The organism is Desulfobaccales bacterium (genome assembly GCA_041648175.1).
Taxonomy (GTDB): Bacteria; Desulfobacterota; Desulfobaccia; order Desulfobaccales; family 0-14-0-80-60-11; genus 0-14-0-80-60-11.
The window spans coordinates 63,498-85,267 of sequence record JBAZPO010000015.1 but is presented as its reverse complement, the minus strand read 5'-3'; the positions used below and the strand labels follow the sequence as shown (position 1 = coordinate 85,267).

At 55.4% G+C, this 21,770-nt stretch carries 25 protein-coding genes; 10 read left to right on the top strand and 15 right to left on the bottom strand.

Features of this window, described 5'->3' with window-relative positions; genetic code table 11:
* Positions 1-107 precede the first annotated feature (107 nt).
* From WC600_13945 to WC600_13930, 4 genes are read right to left on the bottom strand one after another with little or no spacing between them, the layout of a single operon-like run.
* Positions 108-1,223 carry an NADH-quinone oxidoreductase subunit D gene (locus WC600_13945; GenBank protein MFA4903833.1) on the bottom strand — a complete coding sequence of 372 codons (1,116 nt, stop codon included), beginning with the start codon at positions 1,221-1,223 and terminating at the stop codon, positions 108-110.
* Complete coding sequence (locus WC600_13940) at positions 1,216-1,662, bottom strand: NADH-quinone oxidoreductase subunit C (protein MFA4903832.1); 447 nt, start codon at positions 1,660-1,662, stop codon at positions 1,216-1,218. Before WC600_13940 ends, WC600_13945 begins: the two co-directional genes overlap by 8 nt.
* Complete coding sequence (nuoB, locus tag WC600_13935) at positions 1,655-2,149, bottom strand: NADH-quinone oxidoreductase subunit NuoB (GenBank protein ID MFA4903831.1); 495 nt, start codon at positions 2,147-2,149, stop codon at positions 1,655-1,657. The genes WC600_13940 and nuoB overlap by 8 nt, the downstream gene beginning before the upstream one ends.
* Complete coding sequence (locus tag WC600_13930) at positions 2,122-2,514, bottom strand: NADH-quinone oxidoreductase subunit A (protein MFA4903830.1); 393 nt, start codon at positions 2,512-2,514, stop codon at positions 2,122-2,124. Before WC600_13930 ends, nuoB begins: the two co-directional genes overlap by 28 nt.
* A gap of 278 nt (positions 2,515-2,792) precedes the next feature.
* Here WC600_13930 and WC600_13925 point away from each other — a divergent pair, with 278 nt between their 5' ends.
* From WC600_13925 to WC600_13915, 3 genes are all read left to right on the top strand, one after another.
* The gene (locus WC600_13925) at positions 2,793-3,527 is read left to right on the top strand and encodes a creatininase family protein (GenBank protein ID MFA4903829.1); all 735 of its coding nucleotides are present in this window, start codon (positions 2,793-2,795) and stop codon (positions 3,525-3,527) included.
* A gap of 85 nt (positions 3,528-3,612) precedes the next feature.
* On the top strand, positions 3,613-3,867 hold the full coding sequence (locus WC600_13920; protein ID MFA4903828.1) for a hypothetical protein: 255 nt from the start codon (positions 3,613-3,615) through the stop codon (positions 3,865-3,867).
* 230 nt (positions 3,868-4,097) lie between these two features.
* Positions 4,098-5,447 carry a phosphomannomutase CpsG gene (locus WC600_13915; protein MFA4903827.1) on the top strand — a complete coding sequence of 450 codons (1,350 nt, stop codon included), beginning with the start codon at positions 4,098-4,100 and terminating at the stop codon, positions 5,445-5,447.
* A gap of 41 nt (positions 5,448-5,488) precedes the next feature.
* Here WC600_13915 and WC600_13910 read toward each other — a convergent pair whose 3' ends face one another.
* The 6 genes from WC600_13910 to WC600_13885 form a co-directional block, all read right to left on the bottom strand.
* Positions 5,489-6,805 carry a nucleotide sugar dehydrogenase gene (locus tag WC600_13910; protein MFA4903826.1) on the bottom strand — a complete coding sequence of 439 codons (1,317 nt, stop codon included), beginning with the start codon at positions 6,803-6,805 and terminating at the stop codon, positions 5,489-5,491.
* Positions 6,806-6,841: 36 nt separating this feature from the next.
* On the bottom strand, positions 6,842-7,840 hold the full coding sequence (locus WC600_13905) for an NAD-dependent epimerase/dehydratase family protein (protein ID MFA4903825.1): 999 nt from the start codon (positions 7,838-7,840) through the stop codon (positions 6,842-6,844).
* 156 nt (positions 7,841-7,996) lie between these two features.
* Positions 7,997-8,956, bottom strand: coding sequence for an NAD-dependent epimerase/dehydratase family protein (locus WC600_13900; GenBank protein ID MFA4903824.1), 960 nt, complete (start codon positions 8,954-8,956; stop codon positions 7,997-7,999).
* Positions 8,957-9,207: 251 nt separating this feature from the next.
* On the bottom strand, positions 9,208-10,362 hold the full coding sequence (lptF, locus tag WC600_13895; GenBank protein ID MFA4903823.1) for an LPS export ABC transporter permease LptF: 1,155 nt from the start codon (positions 10,360-10,362) through the stop codon (positions 9,208-9,210).
* 154 nt (positions 10,363-10,516) lie between these two features.
* Entirely contained in the window at positions 10,517-12,172 is a 1,656-nt protein-coding gene (locus tag WC600_13890; protein ID MFA4903822.1) for a glycosyltransferase family 39 protein, read from the bottom strand.
* A gap of 187 nt (positions 12,173-12,359) precedes the next feature.
* Positions 12,360-12,530 carry a hypothetical protein gene (locus WC600_13885; protein MFA4903821.1) on the bottom strand — a complete coding sequence of 57 codons (171 nt, stop codon included), beginning with the start codon at positions 12,528-12,530 and terminating at the stop codon, positions 12,360-12,362.
* A 156-nt stretch (positions 12,531-12,686) separates the two neighbouring features.
* Between WC600_13885 and WC600_13880 the strand changes: the two genes are divergently transcribed.
* The 3 genes from WC600_13880 to WC600_13870 all read left to right on the top strand — a co-directional run bounded on the left by WC600_13880 (position 12,687) and on the right by WC600_13870 (position 15,647).
* Positions 12,687-13,838, top strand: a complete 1,152-nt coding sequence (locus tag WC600_13880) for an ABC transporter permease (protein MFA4903820.1) — start codon at positions 12,687-12,689, stop codon at positions 13,836-13,838.
* A gap of 107 nt (positions 13,839-13,945) precedes the next feature.
* Positions 13,946-14,746, top strand: coding sequence for an ATP-binding cassette domain-containing protein (locus WC600_13875; GenBank protein MFA4903819.1), 801 nt, complete (start codon positions 13,946-13,948; stop codon positions 14,744-14,746).
* 1 nt (position 14,747) lies between these two features.
* Entirely contained in the window at positions 14,748-15,647 is a 900-nt protein-coding gene (locus WC600_13870; protein MFA4903818.1) for an MlaD family protein, read from the top strand.
* Between the two features lie 85 nt (positions 15,648-15,732).
* On the opposite strand, the gene WC600_13865 is transcribed toward WC600_13870, so the two are convergent.
* The 4 genes from WC600_13865 to WC600_13850 all read right to left on the bottom strand — a co-directional run bounded on the left by WC600_13865 (position 15,733) and on the right by WC600_13850 (position 17,233).
* Positions 15,733-15,957, bottom strand: a complete 225-nt coding sequence (locus WC600_13865) for a YMGG-like glycine zipper-containing protein (protein MFA4903817.1) — start codon at positions 15,955-15,957, stop codon at positions 15,733-15,735.
* A complete protein-coding gene (locus WC600_13860; GenBank protein ID MFA4903816.1) occupies positions 15,957-16,352 on the bottom strand; it encodes a hypothetical protein in 396 nt (131 codons plus the stop codon). Before WC600_13860 ends, WC600_13865 begins: the two co-directional genes overlap by 1 nt.
* 63 nt (positions 16,353-16,415) lie before the next feature.
* Complete coding sequence (locus WC600_13855) at positions 16,416-16,589, bottom strand: DUF1328 domain-containing protein (GenBank protein MFA4903815.1); 174 nt, start codon at positions 16,587-16,589, stop codon at positions 16,416-16,418.
* Positions 16,590-16,651: 62 nt separating this feature from the next.
* On the bottom strand, positions 16,652-17,233 hold the full coding sequence (locus WC600_13850; protein MFA4903814.1) for an ABC transporter substrate-binding protein: 582 nt from the start codon (positions 17,231-17,233) through the stop codon (positions 16,652-16,654).
* 360 nt (positions 17,234-17,593) lie between these two features.
* On the opposite strand from WC600_13850, the gene WC600_13845 reads away from it, so the two are divergent.
* From WC600_13845 to WC600_13830, 4 genes are all read left to right on the top strand, one after another.
* On the top strand, positions 17,594-18,103 hold the full coding sequence (locus WC600_13845; GenBank protein ID MFA4903813.1) for a hypothetical protein: 510 nt from the start codon (positions 17,594-17,596) through the stop codon (positions 18,101-18,103).
* A 45-nt stretch (positions 18,104-18,148) separates the two neighbouring features.
* Positions 18,149-18,631 (top strand): hypothetical protein, encoded by a 483-nt coding sequence (locus WC600_13840; GenBank protein MFA4903812.1) that lies wholly within the window; start codon positions 18,149-18,151, stop codon positions 18,629-18,631.
* Positions 18,632-18,767: 136 nt separating this feature from the next.
* Positions 18,768-19,112, top strand: a complete 345-nt coding sequence (locus WC600_13835; GenBank protein MFA4903811.1) for a hypothetical protein — start codon at positions 18,768-18,770, stop codon at positions 19,110-19,112.
* Between the two features lie 157 nt (positions 19,113-19,269).
* Positions 19,270-19,746, top strand: a complete 477-nt coding sequence (locus WC600_13830) for a hypothetical protein (GenBank protein ID MFA4903810.1) — start codon at positions 19,270-19,272, stop codon at positions 19,744-19,746.
* A 71-nt stretch (positions 19,747-19,817) separates the two neighbouring features.
* Here the strand turns inward: WC600_13830 and WC600_13825 are convergent, their stop codons facing one another.
* On the bottom strand, positions 19,818-21,758 hold the full coding sequence (locus WC600_13825; GenBank protein ID MFA4903809.1) for an APC family permease: 1,941 nt from the start codon (positions 21,756-21,758) through the stop codon (positions 19,818-19,820).
* Between the last annotated feature and the right edge of the window lie 12 nt (positions 21,759-21,770).

Below are 21,770 nucleotides of genomic sequence, written 5' to 3'. Positions count from 1 at the left end.
GTTTGCGCTCGGTTAAAAACGGTTTTCGGTTTTCGGTTTTCGGTTTTCGGTCAGATGCACGCTAATTCCACTGACCACTGACCACTGGCCACTGATCACTATTTTTTTTACCGGTCAATTTCCGGGATGACCACGTCAATGGAGCCCAGGATGGCCACCAGATCGGCCACCAGAGTATCCACGGCTAACTCCGAAAAGACGCTCATATTGGCAAAGGACGGGGTCCGGAGCTTGATGCGGTAGGGTTTGACGTCCCCCTTACTGACAATGTACATACCGAATTCACCCCGGGCGGTTTCCACGGCCTGGTAGACCTCGCCCTCCGCTGGCTTGATGCGCTTGGGCACCTTTTCCGCCATGATGGGGCCATTGGGGAGCTTGTCGCAAGCCTGCTCGATGATGCGGCAGCTCTGCTCCATCTCGGCCAAGCGCACCATATAGCGGTCAAAGATATCGCCGCGGGTCCCGGTGGGAATCTCAAAATCGAACTCGGGATAGGCGGAATACGGTTCGCTCTTGCGGATGTCGTAGGCAATGCCGCTGCCCCGGAGGATGGGGCCGGTGAGGCCGTATTTCACGCACTGATCTTTGGTGATGAGGCCGACGTCTTTGGCCCGGTTGATAAAGATGACGTTTTTGGTCACCAGGTTGTCATAGTCGCACCAACGGCTGCGCAGCCGCTTGACGAAGTCCCGGCAGCCGGCGACGAATTCGTCGTCGATATCAGTGGGCACGCCGCCGAACCGGTAGTAGCAATAGGTCAGACGTGAGCCGGTGACCCGGTCCAGAAGGTCCAGGATATGTTCCCGGTCATCAAAGCAATACATGATGGGGGTGAAGGCCCCCAGGTCCAGGAGATAGGCCCCGAACCACAACAGGTGCGATGAGATGCGGTTGAGTTCGTTGGTCATCACCCGGATGAATTCGGCCCGCTCCGGCACCACCAGGCCCAGGAGTTTCTCCACCGCCATGCAGTAGCACTGATTGTAGGCCAGGGCGTGGAGGTAATCGACGCGCCCCAGGTTAGGCAGGAATTGCGCATAATTGCGATTCTCCGCCATGTGCTCGTGGCCGCGGTGGCCGTAGCCGATGACCGGCTCCGCCTTGGTGATGAACTCGCCGTCCATCTCGAGCAGCACCCGCAAGACGCCGTGGGTGCTGGGATGCTGCGGCCCCAGGTTCAGGGTATAGGTCTTTTCTTCTATTCCTAATAGCTCAATCATTGCCCGGCCCCGCCTGGAAATCTTTCAGTAAGGGATGGAAATCGGCATCCTCCGGCAGCAAGAGCCGCTTGAGGTTGGGGTGATTGAAGAAATGGATGCCGAACAGGTCAAAGACCTCACGTTCATACCAATCAGCCCCGGGATAGATTTGGGAGATGGTGTACATGCCTTTTTTCTTGCCCAGGGGCACGTGTACCGCGGTGCGGCAGAGCTCGTCAAAACTGGCGAAGTGGTACACCAGATCGAAAGCCTCCGGAAAATCTACCGCGGTGAAGGATTCCAGGAAGCAGCCGGCGTCCAGCATGGCCTGGGCCACTTCCACCATTTGGGTCGGCTGGGCCGTAACCTCCAGGTGGCAGCCGGTTTTGGCGTAGTCGCCGTCGGCAACGTTCTCCAGACCCAAAGGGGCCAGCGCTTTTTTAAGGGTATCCTTAAGCATCTCTGAACTTCCTGAGCCGGCCCCGTTTGGTGATCTTTTCTTCCAGGAGGAGTATCCCTTCGATCAACCCCTCCGGGCGGGGCGGGCAGCCGGGAACGTAGACGTCCACGGGAATGATGAGATCGGCGCCAGGCACGATGGCGTACTGGTTCGGATAATAGAAGGGGCCGCCGGAAATGGCGCAGTTGCCCATGGCGATGACCCACTTGGGGGCGGGCATCTGCTCGTAGAGCCGGACCACCGCGGGGGCCATTTTTTTGGAGATGGTGCCGGCCACGATCATCAGGTCGCATTGCCGGGGGGAGGGCCGGAAGACCTCGGCGCCGAAACGGGCCAGATCAAACCGGGCCATACCCACGGCCATCATCTCGATGGCGCAGCACGCCAGGCCGAAAGTCATAGGCCACAGCGAGTTGGCCCGGGCCAGGTTGAGGGCCTCTTCCAGAACTCCGAAATGGATTAGGGGTTCACCTGTTTTCGTTTCCAACTGAACACTCCTCTGTTCCAGGCATAGATGATGACCAGGGACAGAATGCCGATGAAGATGGTTACTTCAATAAAGTCTCGCCAGACATAGCCTTTGCCGTAGGCCAACAGGACCGGTAAAAGAAAGAGCACATCCACGTCGAAGGCCAAGAACAACAGGGCAAAGAGATAATAGATCACTGCCACCTGAATCCAGGCGCTGCCGATGGTGGGCATGCCGCATTCGTAGATCGCGTCCCGGGCGGCGCCGTAGCTCCGTGGGGCAATCAATTTGGCAATGATCAGGGGACCCGAGGCGAATAATGCAGCCGCCACCAGGTAGACGAGAACAAACGAGAAATCGCTCAAGGCCTGCGGAATTTCCAACGCCCGACTCCTTGTGCTTTTTGGTACAACCTCGGTTTTTATACCTCAAGCGATGAAAGGTAGTCAAGGAGTTTTTTCCCACAAGGGGAAAAATCTTCTCATACCTCAAGCAATCGAAGAGCGAGAAAAAATTGGTAAACTTTAGGAAAATTTGAACATACTGGAATTTTAGAAGCGGTTCGGCCCCAAGACATGTTAATATAATCAAAAATAAGGAACGATCCGACCCCGGTATCCGGGGTTTTTATTGGGGTCGAGGAAGGGGGCGCGCCACGCCTATGGCCATATGGGAAGATTTGACCATGCCGGGTTTCGAAGCCCTGCTGCACCAGACGCAGACGGTAATTCTGCCGCTGGGGTCGCTGGAGGAGCACGGACCGCATCTGCCTTTAGGCACGGACACCTTTCATGCCATTGAGGTGGCCCGGCGGGTGGCGGAACTCACGCCCGTGGTGGTGGCCCCTCCCGTGTTTTATGGCATGTGCCGCTCCACCCGGGAGCATCCCGGCACGTTGAGCATCTCCGGGGACACCTTGCGGGCCTTGCTGGTGGACGTGGGCCGGGAATTTTACCGCATTGGCTGCCGCAACCTGGTGTTCATCAGCGGCCATGCCGGCGGAACTCATATCAGTGCTATCATTGAAGCTGGCGAACGTCTACTGGCGGAGCTCCCCGAGGTCAGGGTCGCGGTGGTCAATCTGCTGGAGTTGCTCCGGGAGGTTTTGGGTGAGCAACCGGGGTTGGTCCAAACCAAAGGGGACTCTCATGCCGGGGAAGTGGAAACCGCGGTTATGATGGCGGCCTATCCCGGCCTGATCCAGGGGACGGCCCCGGAGGAATGGCCCACTTTTCCCAAGTTTATGCTGGTACGGGATAAGCGGCGGTACTGGGCCGGTGGGGTCTGGGGCAACCCGGCTCCGGCCACCGCGGAGCAAGGGGAGGCGATCCTGCGAGCCGAGGCGGTAAGATTAAGTAAAGTTATCATAGACTTAGAAGGGATGGCTCCAGACTAGTTTTTTTCTTGACATTATTTCGGCATTATACAAAGATACAAGGGAACATAAACGCGTAACGAGACTCGAGAGGGATTATTTTTACATGATTGCGGAAACTATCGAGCATATCGCTGAACGAGTACTTGCTTATGAAGAAGCCGACCTCACTGCCCTCCTCAACCATTTTAAGACGCGCATGGAAGAATTTGAACCAGGTCCAGCCTGGGAACGGGCGGTGATTGCGTACTTCTTGATTAACGGCGTGCGGGTCAAAAATGCTCTCCGGCAAGGCAAGATGAACAGCCGGGAGTTCACCACGGATTCTCGACCAGCGTTGCGGTTGGTCAAAAAACGCTAACCTGCTTCCCCTCCTTAGTATTCAGCCCCAACTCCTGCCCTCCCCCCCGGGAAGGGTGTGGAGTTATTTTCTTGCCTTACCACTATTATCTCTTGAACTTTGGCCCCAAATGCAGGAGCTTATATCGAGCCGTCTGTCATGGCGATTCGCATATCGGCCCTCTATCAGGGCGGGCACTGGGGGCTGCCTCTTTTAAAAAATCTCTCATTTAATGCGACTCGGTATTAACTATGGGAAAAATACCTTGTTTCAAAGCTTACGACGTCCGGGGGCGGGTTCCGGAGGAACTCAATGAAGATCTCGCCTACCGAATTGGCCAGGCTTATGCCACAATGCTCTCGCCGATCCGGGTGGCGGTGGGGCGGGATGTGCGCTATTCCAGCCTGCCGCTGACCGCAGCCCTGATTGCGGGGCTCAACGATGCCGGGGTGGATGTCTGGGATTTGGGGCTCTGCGGAACCGAGCAAATCTATTTCTATACCTCGCATCTTGAGTTGGACGGCGGCATCATGGTCACCGCCAGCCACAACCCGCCCGAATATAACGGCATGAAGTTTGTCCGGGAACAATCCCGGCCCATCAGCGGCGACTGCGGTCTCAAGGAAATTGAGTTGTTGGCGGCAAGTCCGGAACGTTTGCGCACCTCTCCACCCAAAGGTGGGCGGGTGGCCTCCGACTCTCTTTCCGCCTATATCGGCCACCTCTTGAGCTACATCGACCTTAAGGCCTTAAAGCCCCTCAAGGTGGTGGTCAATGCGGGCAACGGCTGCGCCGGGCCGGTGCTGGACGCCTTGGAGCCTCATCTGCCGTTTAAGTTCATCAAGATGCATCATACCCCTGACCCGACTTTTCCTCACGGGGTGCCCAACCCCCTGTTGCCGGAGAATCGGGCCGCCACGGCCCAGGTGGTGCGCGACCACGGAGCCGCGGTGGGCCTGGCCTGGGACGGCGACTTTGACCGCTGCTTTTTCTTTGATGAAGCCGGGACGTTTATCGAGGGCTACTATTTGGTGGGATTGATTGCGCAGGCGCTCCTGCCGCGGCATCCCGGCGCCGCGATCATCCACGACCCCAGGCTTACCTGGAATACCATCGAGATGGTGCAGGAAGCAGGCGGCCGCCCGGTACTGTGTAAAACCGGACACGCCTTCATTAAGGAGCGCATGCGCCTGGAGAACGCCCTTTACGGCGGGGAGATGTCAGGGCATCACTACTTTCGGAGTTTCGCCTATTGTGACAGCGGCATGATCCCGTGGCTCTTAGTGCTGGCGCTCATGTGCCGCACGGGTCAACCCCTGTCGGCGTTGGTGGCGGAACGCATGACCCGCTACCCGGTGAGCGGCGAAATCAACCGCACCGTGGCTGATCCTGATGAGGTTATAGAGCACGTTGAGGCACGATATCAGGCCGAAGCCGGTGTCGTGGACCGCACCGACGGCCTGAGCCTGGAATTTCCCGCCTGGCGCTTCAATCTGCGCAAATCCAATACCGAGCCTGTGCTCCGCCTCAATGTGGAAACCCGGCAAGACCCGGACCTCCTGAAGGACAAGACCGGGGAGCTTCTGGCTCTGATGACCTGAGCAGATGAATTGTGGCGGCGGGTTTAAAACCCGACCCTGCATCAGGCCGGGTAGATATGATTCCCCGGCAGATCCCGGAAGGCATTGCGGGTATCGACGATGAGGCGAGCCCGAGAGGCAATCCAGGGGTAATCATAGGCGGTGTGGTCCGTTACCAGGAGCACCAGGTCGGAGTCTTGTAAGACTTTCTCGGTCAGGGGCGTCGATTTCATGTCAAAGTGGGGATAGTGGCGCAATTTCCCACACTTGGGGATATGGGGATCGTTATAAGAGACTTCGGCGCCCTCTTGTTTGAGCAGGTCTATGATCTTGAGAGACGGCGATTCCCGGCGATCATCCACGTCCTTTTTGTAGGCCAACCCCAAGACTAGGATCTTGGCGCCATTCAGGGGCTTTTGGTGGTCGCTTAAGGCCTTGATAACCCGCTCAACTACGAAATAAGGCATCCCGGTGTTCACATCACCGGCCAGTTCGATGAAGCGAGTGGAAAAATCGTACTCCCGGGCCTTCCAAGTCAGGTAAAAGGGATCAATGGGGATACAATGGCCCCCCAGGCCCGGACCGGGATAAAAGGCCTGAAACCCGAAGGGCTTGGTCTTGGAGGCCTCGATGACTTCGAAGATGTCGATTCCCATCCGCAGGCAGAGCATTTTGAGTTCATTAACCAGCGCAATGTTGACCGACCGATAGATGTTTTCCAACAACTTGCTCATTTCCGCGGCCTGGGTGGAAGATACGGGAATCACCCGTTCGATCACCTGGGAGTAAAGCGCCACCCCATGAGTAAGACAGGCGGGGGTCACGCCACCCACCACCTTGGGAATGGTGCTCACGTGGTAAGTCGGGTTGCCCGGGTCTTCCCGTTCAGGTGAGAAAACCAGGAAAAAATCCTCTCCGACCTTGAAATTGCGGCTCAGGATAGGCAGGAGCAGTTCAGCGGTGGTGCCGGGGTAAGTAGTGGATTCTAAAGAAATGAGCTGGCCCGGCCGCAGGCAGGCGGCGATATGGAGGGTGGTGCTCTCCACGTAGCGCAGGTCCGGCTCCCGCTTGGTGGTCAGGGGAGTGGGCACGCAGATGATCAAGACATCGGGTTCACCCAAACGAGTCTGGTCGTGGGTGGCGGCAAACTGTCCCTGACCCTCCTGGGGCTCAAGCAAGGCCGCCAGCCGGGGGCCCGGAATATGCTTAATATAAGACTCGCCCCGGTTGAGGAGCTCCACTTTGTGGACATCAGTGTCAAAGCCCAGGACCGAAAATCCCATCTCGCAGAAGCGCAAAACCAGGGGCAGCCCCACATAGCCCATGCCGATAATTCCGATTAACGCCTGCTTGTCCTTGATTTTTCTGAGCAAATCCATATCTTGCACCATTCCTTCGTGAGTCGGAGGCGGCCCTTAGGGGCGCGGCAGACGGTGATAATCCAGATACCATTGGATAAAGCGAGGAATCCCGATGTCGATGGGGGTAGTGGGCTCAAAACCCAACTTGGTCCGGGCCCGGGTAATATCCGCATAGGTGGCCGGGACATCGCCGGGTTGGATGGGCAGGAGCTTTTGCTCCGCGGTGACCTTAAGCTCCGACTCCAGAAGGCTGATCACCTTGGCGAGTTCCTCGGCCCGGTGATTTCCTATATTAATGATTTCATAACGGTCCAGGCCGGGAGCCATCAGCGCGGCCACCACGCCCTGGACAACGTCGTCAATATAGGTAAAATCCCGCTGCATCTTGCCGTAATTAAAGACTTTAATGGGTTTGCCCCGGAGCATGGCTGCGGTAAACAACCACATGGCCATATCCGGCCGGCCCCAGGGGCCGTACACCGTAAAGAACCTTAACCCTACGGTGTGGAGGCCGAACAGGTGGGAGTAGGCGTGGGCCATGAGCTCGTTGGCCTTTTTGGTGGCGGCATAGAGGCTGATGGGTGTGTCTACCCGCTGGGTTTCGGTAAAGGGCAGTTCGGTCAGGCCGGCATAGACGCTGGAGCTGGAGGCGTAGACCAGGCGTTCAACCCGGCACCGTTTGGCCATCTCCAGGAGATTGAGAAACCCTTCCACATTGGACTTCTGGTAGGCAAACGGGTTGACCAGGGAGTAGCGCACCCCGGCCTGGGCAGCCAGGTGACAAATCTTTTGTGGTTGGTGGGATTGAAACAGGGCCTCTAAGGCCGGGAGATCGGCCAGGTCGGCGGTGATGGAGATAAAATTAGCGTGCCGGCGCAGCTCCTGGTCCCGGTCATGTTTCAGCGCCGGAGAGTAATAATCGTTGAAGTTGTCCAGCCCCACGACCCGGGCGCCCTGGTCCAGCAAGGCCAGCGCCACGTGGAAACCGATGAACCCGGCGCTGCCGGTGACGAGAAAGGTATGGTTTTTGATCTTTGAGGTCCATTTTGTCATAGTCAAATCTTTAGGCTGCTTGGAACAGTTGCCAGTGGTCAGTTGCAAGTGGTTAGAAAAAAACCTTGAGCAAGTAGGGTGGGCACGGCCCACCAGCACAGGCTGGAAAGCCTGTGCCACCAGAGGCGGGCGGGGACGCCCGCCCTACCGGCGGCGCTACCAGTATTGGCCCCGATGTTGCCGGTAATAAGCCACGGTGCGCTCGATCCCCTCTTTTAGAGTGGTCCGGGGCAGCCAGCCCGAGGCAGCGGTGATCCGGGTGATATCGCTGAGATAATCGCCGGTTTCCACGAAATATCGATCTTTGGGCCACTCCACCTGGCGCACTTCGGTGCCGGGCACCGCGGCGGCCACCAGGTGGGCCATGTCGATTAGCGGGACCCCGGTGCCGGTGCCCAGGTTGTAGACCTGCCCCTCGTTTCCCGGGCTACCTATGAGCGCAATACAGCCTGCGGCCAAGTCTTCATTAAAGATATAATCCCGTCGCTGCAGCCCCTCGCCAAATACGGTGAGAGGATGCCCCTCCAGGGCCAGGCGGATGAACCAGTTGAGAATGCCGTATTTGCTGTGCTTCATTTGCTGCCGGGGACCGTAGGGGTTGGCGATGCGCACACTGACGGTGGCCAGCCCATGGGCTTCTTGATAGAAGCGATAATATTTTTCGCCGGCTAGCTTGTGGATGCCGTAGATGCTCAAGCAATTAAACGGATGGCCTTCATCCACGGGATTGTATTCGATGCGGCCATAGACGAACCGGGAACTGGCAAAAAGCAGTTTGGCCCGGGGGTTCTCCATCCGGCAGGCCTCCAACACCTGAAGGTGCCCCTTGCAATTGATATCCAGGTCCAGGAGGGGGTCGATGTTGCTGTCCACGTAACTCACCTGGCCCGCCAAACTGAAAATATAATCGTAGCCGGGCACCACCCGCCGCATGAGGTCCAGGTCCCGGATATCGCCGGGGATAAACCGGATCTGTTCTATAATCCCCTGGAGATTGAACATGTTGCCCCCATACAGCGGCAACATGGCGTCCAGAATACTCACCATCGCCCCCTGGGCCACGGCCTGATGGGCGATGGTGCTGCCGATCATGCCGGCGCCGCCGGTGATCAACACCCGGGCGCCTTGAAGTGTGTCTAACTGAGAAATAACTCACCCTTTGTGCTTAAGTTATGCGTGCAGCTTACTATTTTATCGGGAAAAAGAAATGGGCGTAAAGAGAAAATTGAATTCCCCGGAAGGTTCATCTCGACCTGGTAGGGGCGGGGTCTCCACGCCCTGGTTCAAAAGTGCCAGGGGATGGGCGGGGAAACCCCGCCCCTACATCCTAATAGGGGTTGCCAATGGTTAAGTGAACAGCATTGTTGTTAGCCCTTGATTTTCAACAGGCGCTGGCCCTGGAGCAGCCAGTGGGCGGGTAGTAAGGGCAGCTCGCGCACGGTCCGGCGCCAAAGATAGAGGGCCACCCAGACGAAGAGGAAATTGGAGAGCCAGGGGGCCAGCGCCGGATTGATCCGCGCGTTAACGGCCAGGCGCCAGGACGCGGTGAAAACCACGTAATAAACCAGAAACACCACCAGGCCCAGGACCAGGCCCCAGGTGCGGCCATGGCGCAGGGGACTTAAACCCAAAGGCATGGCCATCAGGCAGAGCAGCATCGCGCCCACGGGCAGGGCAAACCGCTGGTTCAGTTCCACCAGGGCGCGGTTGGAGGGGTCGGACCCCCGGGGCTTCTGAGCAATGATGGCCCACAATTCCCTTAAGGACATTTCCGACTCGGATTTGCCCCCCTTGAGGGCAAAACTGAACACCTCCAGGGGGAGTTCATAGGTCCTGAACTCCAGGGTCTGCCAGCGATTCGCCCCCTCGCCCCAGCGGATCACGCGACCGTCTTGGAGTTGCATGAGCATGGTTTCCTGCTTCGGGTCGTAGCTCAGGTCCCCGTTCTCGGCATAAATGGTCAGGGGATTTTCCGGGTCTCTGGTATCATAAACAAAAATCCCTTCCAAATGGCCGCCCTTGGCCTCCACCTGATTCACAAAGAGCATCAGGCCGTTAAAGTCGGTATTAAAGGTCTGTTCTTTGATGCCCAAATCGGCCCGCCGCTTGACCACATCCTTGAGCAAATCCTTGGTGGCCTGCTGTCCCCAGGGGGTGGCAAATACGGTGAGGCCAAGGGTCAGGAGTCCCACGGCCAGGGAAAACCCGAGAACCGGCGGCAGCAGTTGGCCGTAGCTCAACCCCGAGGTCTTCATGGCGATCATTTCCTGGTCAACCGTTAACCGGGTCATGGCCAGCAAGATGCCCACCGTGGCCGCCATCGGGAGGGTGAACACGAGCAGGTAGGGTAAGAGGAAGACGCAGGTCTTTAAGACGTCGATGAGGCCAACGCCTTTGACCACGATCATCTGGGTGACCTTCATCATGCGCCCCAAAAACACGATGGCGGTGAAGCCCAGAAGGCTCACGCCAAAGGGCGGCAGGATTTCCAGGACCAAATAGCGGTAAAGGATTTGGGGCATGGTTTAAGAGCAGGTTTCAGGTTTCAGGTTTCAGGTTAATATAAGATAAATTATCAATAAGTTATAGGTTAAGTTTGTTGGGTAAAATGCGAAAGGGACAGATTCTGGTTATCCCAGAAGCCATCCTTATATGGATGGCGACACCATAATCTTATTATTTTCCTTCATAGGCCACCAAAATACAATCCTTATGCGCGCCCACCCGCCGGAAGGCGCCTGGCAACCCCTCGGCCAGCCAGGCCAGATCGTCCTTTTTCAGGAAAAAAAAGGTCACAGGATGGGCCGCGGTGAAGGCCGGCAGTGCGGCTTTGCCGGGAAGGCAGAGGCCTTGCTCCGGGCTCAGGCGCTCGCCGAAGTCCAACTCGGTGCGACAGCCCATGAGATAAAAGATGTGGCCGCTGTAAAAGCTCAGTCCCTGGGAATAAAGCTGCACCCCCACCAGCGCGGCCCCAGGCTGCCACTCGCGTTTGAGGGCCAAACCCAGGTCCTTAAACGACCGCCCTCGGCTCACCTGGTCGATGCCGGTCGGCAGCAGGGCGGCCAGCAGCAGCGCTCCCAACAGCAGCGCCCCCAGGTGGCGCCAGAGCAAGGCGGCCAGGGGCGTTAGGGCAAAAATCAGACAGGCTAAGAGAAGATAAGGGGAGGTGAGGCCGGCTTTGCCCAGGGCTCGGGCCAAGGGCTCGGGAGGCCAGGAGTTAAGGGCCACCAGCGCCACTCCGCTCACGGCCCAGATGATCAAGCCGGTCCTGAGACCCCGGCTGTTGAAGGATAAGCGCCCAGGGCCGGTCAGTTCGACGAGACCGCGGCCAATAATGAGCGCCAGAGGCATAAGCGCCGGCAGAATGTATGGGACGAGCTTGCCCCGGGACAGGGAGAAGAAGACCACGATCACCGCGGCCCAGATGATAAGGAAGCGCTCATCCGGGTCCCTAAAGGGGCGGCCGCGGCCCAGAGCCCAGGGCAAAAGCCAGGTCCAGGGCAGCAGCAACCCCAGCAGCACGGGAATGTAATAGTACAAAGGCTCCGGGTGAATGACCGGGGTCAGGAACCGTCCAAAATGCTGCTCAATGATAAAAAATTGGAAGAACTCCGGAAACCGCCACTGCACGTACACCAACCACGGCAGCGTGATGAGGCCCAGGAGCACCCAGCCGCTGAGATTGATGAGGGGGCGCCAGGGCCAGCGGTTGGCCGCCACCCAAATGATCCAGATGAGGCCCGTGAGCAGCACCGCCACCGGCCCCTTGGTGAGGACCGCCAGGGCCAGGGCCAGATAAGCCCAAAGCCAAATCCGGGGATGTTCTCGGCTCAGGGCCAGGTATCCCAGGCCGATGGCCAGGTTTAAAAAGAGGGCAAAAGGCATGTCCAGGGTAAGGATGCGGCCGAGGACACCGTAGCCGACGCTGGTAGCCAGGACCAGGGCGCTCAGGACCCCCGCCATCGGCCCCCAGAAGGCCCGGCCCAGACCGTAGGCCAGGAACAACCCGGCCAAGGCGCTTAACGCCACCGGCAGACGGGCCGCAGCCGCGTTTTCTCCAAAGATCTTGAAGCTCGCGGCCGTGAGCCAGTAGACCAGGGGCGGTTTTTCCAGATAAGGGAGGAAGTTGAGCCTGGGGATGAGCCAATCTTTGCCGGCCAGCATTTCCCGGGCGATCTCGGCATAGCGGCCTTCGTCCGGGTCCATCAAGTTTGCTGCGCCCAATTGGTAGAAAAACAGCACCAGCCCCACCAGGCCCAGACCCAGAAGGAGTGGCCATTGACGCTTATCCAGATTGGCGGAGGCGGGTTCCAAGATTAATGATAGTCTCACGCCAGGGCGTTTTCTCTGCCAAGACGCCAAGGCGCAATGTACGGCCGGCTGATTTGTTCCCAAGTTCAGATCGGGAACCGATTAAAAAAATTGCTAGATAGCCATTTAGCATAAATAAGAAGATAACACAATTTTCCGCGCTCATTCCTAGTGCGGGGAAGCTTGGAGAGGCGAGGCGGAACTGCTTTTAGGCGACCACGAGGCGAATGAAGTTGCTTATGATTTGCGCCTGACGCAACAATTTATCCAACTCCTGCCGTAATTTCAGCCGTGAGGCAATGCGAGTCAAGAGGCCTTCGCCGAGACCCCGCTCCACAGCCCACCAACCCAGATCCGGTCTCACTCTCATCGGGTCCATGAAGTCGTAAACTTCTGCCCTATATTGCTTTTCCGGACTAAGTGACTATTGTTTATTCAAATGAGTCAGGATCAACTCATTGAAAAATCTCATGATCTATGATTTTGGCGGGCTTGCCTCAAAGACGGCCAACTTGCTGCACAAACCGAGGAATATATGACTGAGCCTACCGAGAGCCTGCCGGAATTCAGCCTTGAGGTCGAGGGCAATAAAGGCAAGGCGGTCCGCCTCAGGATTTCCGGACAGATTGGGCTTGATAATCTCTTTAAGTTTCGGTCAGAACTGGAGAGCTTCCTGAGTCGCATGGACCCCACTTCTCTGACCGTAGACTTAGGCGGGGTGGAGTATGTTGACAGTGCCGCGGCGCTGGCTTTGCTGGATCTGAAGGCGGAGGCCGAAGCCCAATCGATTCCCTGCAGCTTTGAGAAGGCAAGTGAAAAAACCAGGGGGGTGATGGGCCTTATCGACCCCGAGGCCGTCAGCATGGCTCCCCTGCGCTCCGAGGAAGTTACGCCTGATTTCTTTACCCAAATTGGGGATGAGACGCGGGTGCTCCTGGACGACTTTTATACCCTCCAGTCTTTCCTGGGGGATCTGTTGTTCGCCCTGGCCCATTGTTTCCGGCATCCAGGCTCGGTGAGATGGATGGATGTTCTCTTTTACATGAAGCGGGCCGGGGTGGACGCGCTCCCCATCCTCAGTCTGATGAGCATGGGAACCGGGGCGGTCATAGCCTTCCTCTCGGCCCTGCAGCTCAAGCTCGTAGGAGCTACCATATTTGTGGCGGCCCTGATTGCCATCGCGGTGGTTCAAGAGTTGGGGCCCTTGCTGACCGCTATCCTGGTGTCCGGGAGGTCAAGTTCGGCCTTTGCCGCGGAGATCGGCACCATGATGGTGAAGGAAGAGGTGGATGCCCTCAGCGCCATGGGGTTTGACCCTCTGCGGTTCTTAGCCGTGCCCAAGGTTTTAGCCACAGTTGTGGTATTGCCGTTGCTTACCTTGTACTCCATGCTCTTTTGTGTTGCCGGCGGCTTCCTGGTGGGGGTGTATATGCTGGATTTTACGGTTTACACCTATGTCAATGAAACCATGAAGAATATAACGTTATTCGATCTGATTTCCAGCCTGATCAAGTCGGTGGTCTTTGCGGTAGTGGTGGCCAGCATCGGTTGCCAGAGAGGCTTCCAGGTGCGGGGCGGGGCTGCGGCCGTAGGGACTATGACCACGTCGGCGGTGGTGACTTCCCTCTTTATTATTGTAATTATCGAATGTATCTTCGCCATAGTTTTGCACTACATCAGGCCATAACCCTGCACTAAAGGTGAGTGTTCCGGAACCCGGTGAAACGGCAAGCCCCGGGGGCAAGGACCTGGATCAAGTCAGGATGCACCCTTTCAGAGCGAGGATGACGAACCTTGGCAAATAAAAAGACGCCATCGAGTCAGGGGAAAAAACCCGTTATCGTGGTGGACCGGCTTACCGCGGGCTATGGAGAAAATATCATTTTAGAAGACGTCAGCCTCGAGGTCTTCCCTAGCGAAATTCTGGTGATCTTGGGAGGGAGCGGTTGTGGCAAATCAACCCTCATGAAACAAATGATCGGCATTTATCAACCCTTCTCCGGCAAGGTGCTGATCAACGGCATTGATATCAACACGGAGGATGAATCGGAGCAAAGAAAATTACGGCGGCAAATCGGCGTGACCTTTCAGGCCGGCGCCCTGTTCGGTTCCATGACTGTGGGTGAGAATGTCGCTTTGCCCCTGCAGGAGTACACGGGTCTGCCTGAGGACGAAATAGACCGTATCGTCAGGATGAAGCTGGGGATGGTCAACCTGGGAGGTTACGAGAATCATCTGCCCGAGGAGCTGTCGGGTGGCATGCAGAAGCGGGCGGGGCTGGCTCGAGCCATGGCTTTGGACCCCAAGGTCCTTTTTTTCGATGAGCCTTCGGCCGGCTTGGACCCCGTTACTGCTGCTGAAATAGACATCCTCACGAAAAGCATCAATGCCGGGATGGGGATCACTATGGTGGTGGTCACCCATGAACTTCAATCCATCTTCAATATTGCCCACCGGGTTATCATGCTGGACAAAGACGCCCGGGGACTGATTGCTACAGGCGATCCCCGGGAATTGCAAGAGCACTCGGAGGACCCCCGGGTACATAACTTCTTTAATCGTCTGCCTTCCAGGTTAAAGGAAAGGAAAATCTAAGATGGCCAGAAAGAAGTTTTCCAGTTTTCTCTTGGGGCTTTTTGTCACCGGGGGATTCATTATTTTCGCCGCAATATTGATCTGGATAGGGGCCAGTCAATACTTCGAGCGAGGGAAAAGTTATATCTCATATTTTGATGAATCGGTCCAGGGTTTGGAAAAGGATTCGGAAGTTAAATTTAGAGGGGTGAAGGTGGGGCGGGTGGAAGATATCACGATAGCCCCGGACAACCTTAAGGTCGGGGTGGTCATGGTCGTCAATCTCAAATTTGACCCGACCAAAGGTTATGTAGCTCAGTTGCAGTTAACCGGGGTTACCGGAGTCATGTTTGTTAACCTGGTCCCGCTCGATCCGGAAAAGCCCTTTGTATCCCCCGAGCTCACGTTTGTTTCAAAATACCCGGTCATTCCTTCCCAACCTTCGGAAATCAAGAGGATTGTCACGGGGATAGAGGAAGTCGTCGCCAATCTGAAGGAAATAGATGCAAAAGGAATTTCAAAAGAGGCGAAGCTTGGTTTTCAAGAGATGAAAGATTTTTTTGGGGGAGAGAAAACGAAGCGCATCATAGCCGGACTTGAGGTCAGTTCAGGTAATTTGAAAAAGATCTCCACCAGAATTGATAAGGATATTTCCAAGGGGGAAATCAAAAAGATTCTCCTGGAGGCCAGAGAAACCTTCGAGGGCACGCGCACCCTGGTGGCCAAGGCGAAAAAGGACCTGGAGGCTATGATGCTTCCGGAAACCGTGGGGAAATCCCGTCTGGCCCTGGACCGGGTCAATGCTGTGGTGGAGAAACTGGGGCAGACCTCTGAGACCCTGGATCTCTTGGTAGAGAGGATTTATCTCCGGCCTCCGGATCTGCTCTTCGGGAAACCGCCTAAGAAGAGATGGAACGAGTGATGACGTATCTTACGCGCCCTCTGCGCCTCTGCGGTGAAAAAAAATTAACCGCAGAGACGCAGAGGGCGCAGAGGCAAATACGCTTCTACCTGGATTTCTGGTATTGATCGTAAAGGTAGCCGCCTAAAAGCCCCGCGCCACCCCCGATGAGTGCGCCGCTGGCTGCAGAGCCCGCTCCCGCGCCGATGAGGGCTCCACTGCCCGCGCCGACGGCCCCACCGGTCAGGGTCCGTTGTGTAGTAGTATCCATGCCGGCACAGGCGCCGACCAACAGGAAGGCCGCCAAAGTCAAAGTCAGATATTTTTTCATTAGTTTTTCCCCCTTGCGCCAGCTTCAGGCGGGCAGGCATTGGTGCTGCGCCGTAAAACTACTTCGATCACTGAGGTATTAAGTTTGGTGGGATTCTCCTGGTAATAAGCATCGACGTTGGCCACAATTTGGCCCAAACTCTTGGTTTTGAGCTCATCGACCAGGACCTTGGAAATACAAAACTCAAAGCTCCTGCCCTTTTGCGTCTGGGCCTCGGTGACAAAATCGGCCCAGTTGCCTATGCCCCGGATATAAACGAGTTTGTCCTGGTTGGACCACTGGGTCCACTGGGTGCCATTAATAAATTCGGCCCTTTCCAGGGCCGCCGCAGGTCCAGCAGTCAAAGCCAGGGCAAGAGCAAGCGCCAAGAGAGCCCTTTTTCCACAGAATTTCATCGCAATCCTCCCATTAGGTTTTACTAGTGGAAATCATTACCGAATCACAGATGTGGTCAATCTTCAGATTCTTGGAGGTCGCCGCATCAGCCCAAAGATCAACGAGATCACGAAGAGGACGATGAAAACAATGAACAGTAATCGAGCGATCTCAACCGAAAGGACCGCAATGCCAGTAAACCCCAAAAGCGCGGCCACTAATGCCACAATGAGGAATGTAATTGCCCAACCCAGCATAGAATCCTCCTAAAGATCGTATTTATGAATAAGCGAGTATCGGCTTATACAGCCTTTTAGGTCTACTCAACCCCTCGACGTTGCTGCTTCATCTTATCGATAAGATAATTGAAAGACTTGGTTTTGATGACATTGGCGAATTGGCTCCTATAAGTCGAAAGGATACTTACGCCGTCCACAACGACATCATAAAGCTTCCAGCCGCCGGCGGAATGCATCAGGTAAGTGACCGGGATGTTTTCATTAGGCCGTTTGATAACGGTGTCAACCTTGGCCTTTCCTCCGCCCTGGGTGGCCTTCCCGTATTCAATATTTTCCTGCTTTAAGAAATTAAGCACCATCCTGGTGTAAGAATCCTGAAAGAGGTATCGGAAAGTATCGATGAATTCACTGCGTTGGCTGGAACTCAACTGGTCAAAGGTGCCACCCAACACGTCTTTGGCCATCGCGTTGAAATCAAAAGAGCTACTAACAATTTGATGGATTGCCTGACTGCGTGCTGCCCGGCTTAAAGAATCATTGTTTTGGATAGTCATTACTCTATCCAGGATGCCCCGGATATATTCAGTCGGGCCTTGAGCCAGGGCGGGATTTACTCCCAGCCAGAAGCAGGTCAGGACTACCCCACACAGCAGTTTTCTCATCTCATGGTCTCCTCGAAAATTTTGCTCGTTGTTTCCTGCCCTTGATAGGCCTTACGATGGTGCAATAGTTATCTCTAAAAAACGGATAAATTAGAAAAAATCAATTTATGTAATTTAAAATTAAGGTTCAAAATTTCCTTGTCAATAACCCCCCCAGAAAGAATTCAGTCAAGGAATGATGATTCTCCGGAAGCTATTATTTCAGGGCAAGCAAGGTGAGTTTTCAGAGCTCTGCCTTGCCTTCCCAAAATTCGCTCTCTTGACATCAGGAAATTCAGCTCTAATTTTTTGAATTATATTTTACAAAAAAACTATCTCGGGACAGGACTCTGTCCGTCCCCTGACGGGAGGAAGGCAAAAATGAACCGGTCAAGATTTTCCATTCTCGGATTAGTGGCCCTATTCCTGGTGGCGATCTTCTCAATGAACGTCCAGGCACAAGCACCCGAAGTCGGCCAGAAAGCACCCCCACCGGGCGAAGAAAAAGTTCCTTATGCCAAACCCTTCCCCATGGGTCAGGTGGAAATGACTCTGACCACGGTCGCGGCTGGGGTTGGGTATGAGTGGGGCAAGGGCGCACTTACCTACAAAGGCAAGCAATACACCTTTAAAGTTAAGGGCTTGCAGATTTTTGGGGTTGGGATTAAGAAGGCTACCGTCAAGGGAGATGTCTATAATTTATTCGATGTCGGACAATTCCCGGGGCCCTATGCCGCGGTTAAGGCAGGCGCGGCGGTAATCAAAGGCAAGGAAGGCTTGATCGTGCAAAACCATCAAGGCGTTCGCCTGCGCCTGGTGGCCGAGCAGAAAGGCTTGAGTGTGAATATCGGGCCGGAAGGCTTTACCATCGAAATGGAACGGGCTCTCTAGCCAGGTTCTAAGTGGCCTTTAACCGTTTATTAAAGGGAGGACAGCATGAAAGGTAAGTTCAACTTCAAGCTCGGCGCGCTCTGCGCCATCTTGGCTGTGATACTGCTGGTTCCCACCTTTGGCCAGGCCCAAGAGAAGATGGAGGGACAGCTCAAGGCACTCAAAGCCCAAATCCTCAAAAAAATGAAGCTTGCCCCTGACAAAGAAAAGGCTTTTATGGAGGTGGACGATAAATATGCGGCTGAGCGCCAGAAGATTATCGCCGACCTGAAGAAATCCCAAGGGGAATTGAAGACTGTCTTGGCGACAGACAAACCGGATGAGGCGAAGATCAAGGATCTGGTCTCCGCGACCACGGCCGGTCAGGATAAGCTCTTTACTTCCTTCAAGGATCAGCGGGATGCGGAACTGGCCCTGCTGAGTCCGGTGGAACAGGGCAAGTACCTGCTGGCCATGACCAGCTGGCGCCAGGAAATGATGGAAAAGTGTATGAAGGAAGAAGCCGGTAAAAAGAAGAAGAAAAAATAATGAGGGCGAATCGGCCATCGTGCGGAGAAACGGGAATTCCCTGGTCCTACCGATGGCCGTGAATCTCCTGCGGTTCTGGCTTATCGCAGTGAGAAGGCTGGTTGTAACGTCCTGGTAATTATCAAGGAGGTTCCTTATGAAGAGAGTGTGGATAACCTTGGGGTTGACCTTAATGCTGCTGGCTGGGGGCGGTCAAGGCTACCACGGCTTCGGAACCGATCCGGCCTGCGGACAACCGCCGCCGTATCCGCCGCCGCCCTATAACAACCCCTATTATTACCCATCGCCCTATAATTATTACAATTATTATTCCGCGCCATATACGGACCCACTTTCGCAGTTCCTTTATTATGTCGCCCCCCAGATAGGCAGGGAAGGAGTGTACGAAGATTGGGAGCACCGCGGGCGAAAATCCTACAAATATCGAGGGCGTGGATGGAAAAGCTTCGAACGCCGTGGCCACGAACGCGAACACGACTGAAGCAGAATCGGGCAATCCTATAAAAGGTCAGGCTCGCTTTATATGTCTTAACCTTGCAACAGACGCAGGGCTCCTGGCGATCTTATTAGGCCTGGAGCCCATTGTCGTTGGTGGCATCAAGCAATGCCCATCACTTAGCAGAGGAGAATAAACGAAAATGTTCACCAAAAGAATTTTATTCAGTCTGATCACGGCGTTGCTCTTATCTTTGGCGGTAATCTCGGCAGGAGCCCAGGAGAAAAAGGCCGAAGGGGCAGAAGAGAAAAAAGGCAATCCTGCCGGCGCAGTAACCATCAAAGTCACGCAGGTCGCAGCAGGCCTCGGGGTAAGCTGGGGCGACGGCACGCTTAACTTTAAGGGGAAGGGTTACAAATTTAAAGTCAAGGGTTTGAATCTGATCGGCGTAGGCGTTACCTCGATAAATGCCAAAGGGGATGTCTACAATTTACAAAAACTTGACGACTTCCCGGGCACATATTATGGCGTCGAGGCCGGTGCTACGGTGATTAAAGGATCTGGCGGGTTGGTGTTGAAGAATTCCACCGGGGTGGTGCTTAATCTGAAGTCGGAGCGGATGGGGGCGGCCCTTAAACTGGGGAACGAAGGCCTGAGCATCTCCCCGGCCTGGGATTAGCGGTTAAGCTGCTTCGACTGACCTCGCCGTTAGGCTTAGCGCGGGCCGGAGTGAGTCGGGGCCGAGGATGTTTATGGCTGGCCCTTTTGTTCTGCTGGGTTTTCTTGGTTACGCCTCGCCAAGGGCAGAGATACTCTCGTGGTATAACGCATAATAAACCCGAAACTGGGGAACATCCAGGGCAGGCGCAGAAACTTCAAATACATCACCCCCATGGAGAGGCGGTCAAACCAGGAAGACAGGGGCCAGCCTATGTGCACCACCACATGACGGTCAGGAAATTCGGTTTCCATCAGCCGCAATAAGTAAACCATCTCATGAAAGAAGGTGTGTTTGGAGAGTGAAAATCGGAAATGATTGGAGTGGGCCTTGGGAGGCGCACCGGCCCGGGGAGAATAAAAAGTTATATAAACGCTATTCCATTCGCTAATTCCGGGCTCCAGACTTGCCAGACCGGGGGCCCTTTCATCCATCCCGTGTTTCGGCTCTCTCCCGCGGCGGAAAAACAGGTGCACCGACCGCTCTCTGGATTCAATCAGATAGCCGATCATATCCGCCGTGATATCACCTTTGAATTCCTCCTTGATCTCCGGAGCATGCCGCCGGGACACCAACAGACCGATGGTCAGCACAATAGCACTAATTATGGCCCATAAGACGGTGCCATGAATCTTCACCACCGCCAGGAAGCCAAAACAACTGATCAGGATGATCCACAAGATGAGGGTGCCGAGACGGCTGGTGTAATACTCGATCTCGGTAGTTCCCTTGCGGTAACGGTAGAGAACGAGGCAACCCATGTTGATGCAGAAACTGGCCACCAGGCCTACGGCGAACATCTCCGCCAGCAGAGCCTGCTTGCCCCCGGCGATAACCACGATGGCCGTGAAAGAGGCGGCATTCAGGAGATGAATTCTATAGAGCGAATGCCGGCGGTTGGTAACGATAAGCCATTTGAGCCTATAACGCTGCGCTACCCGTTCCAAGAGTTCGCTGGAGGCCACAAATGCGGTATTGACTGCCATGGCCAGGGCAAAGGCGGCTATCACGGCCACCAGGATGCCGAAGGGGACACCATTAACTATGGTGGCATAATGAGATAGCAGATCAAGTTCATGTTTGCTGATATCAAAGGGCGCCGTCAAGGCCAGGGCGCTGAGGAGCGGCGTCATCAACCCCACGGTCAGGGCCAGAAACCAGTAGGCTTTAAGAATGTCCCGCCAACTTCTGACCAGGCCGGCCGTCTGGATCACCGATTCGATGCCGGAAAACGCCAGGATACAGAAGGCGATGTGGGTAACGAAAGTGCCGTAATGGGTCAACCAGGAGCCTTTTTCCAGGCTGCCGGCGGCGCTGGCAAACGCCGCCTGAAGCCGCGGCCAAGCTCCTAACCGCCCGAAGTCAACCAGGCCGGAAGCCACCAGGTTCAACATGACTAAAGCGGTTAAGAGGAAGATCCCAAAGGTAAACCGGGCATTGGCTTTGACACCGGCAATGTTCAGCCCGGCAATTAACCAGATAATCCCCAGGGCCACGAAAAGCTGGAATTCGCCAGACGATTGTGCGAATGACGTGAAGGGGATGAGGTTGCCCACGGCGCTCACTGAAGAGATGCAGGCGGTAAGGATGTAATCCACCAGGATGGAGGCCACGGCAATAAAAGAGACCGTCGGTCCCAGGACAAAATAAGAAAAGGAATAAACCCCGCCCCCGATGATCTTGTGATGTTCCAGGATTTCGGCAATTTCCGCGTAGCGGAAAGACATGAAGCGCATCAACAGATTGGTTAAAACGAGAAAAACCACGGCCCCGATGCCGATAAAGCGGTAAGCCTCGGCAATCCCAAAAAACGGCGAGGTGCATTCATCCATTAAGGTGATGACACCTACGGAAAGCCAGGTCAGCCACAAGCGCCGGTCATGATGATAGGTAAGCAGGTGCCGCCGGGTGAGCAGAAAAATAAAAAAGCCCAATAAAGACACATTGAGCGCTATGAGGACGATGGTTTTCATTTCTGGCTCTCT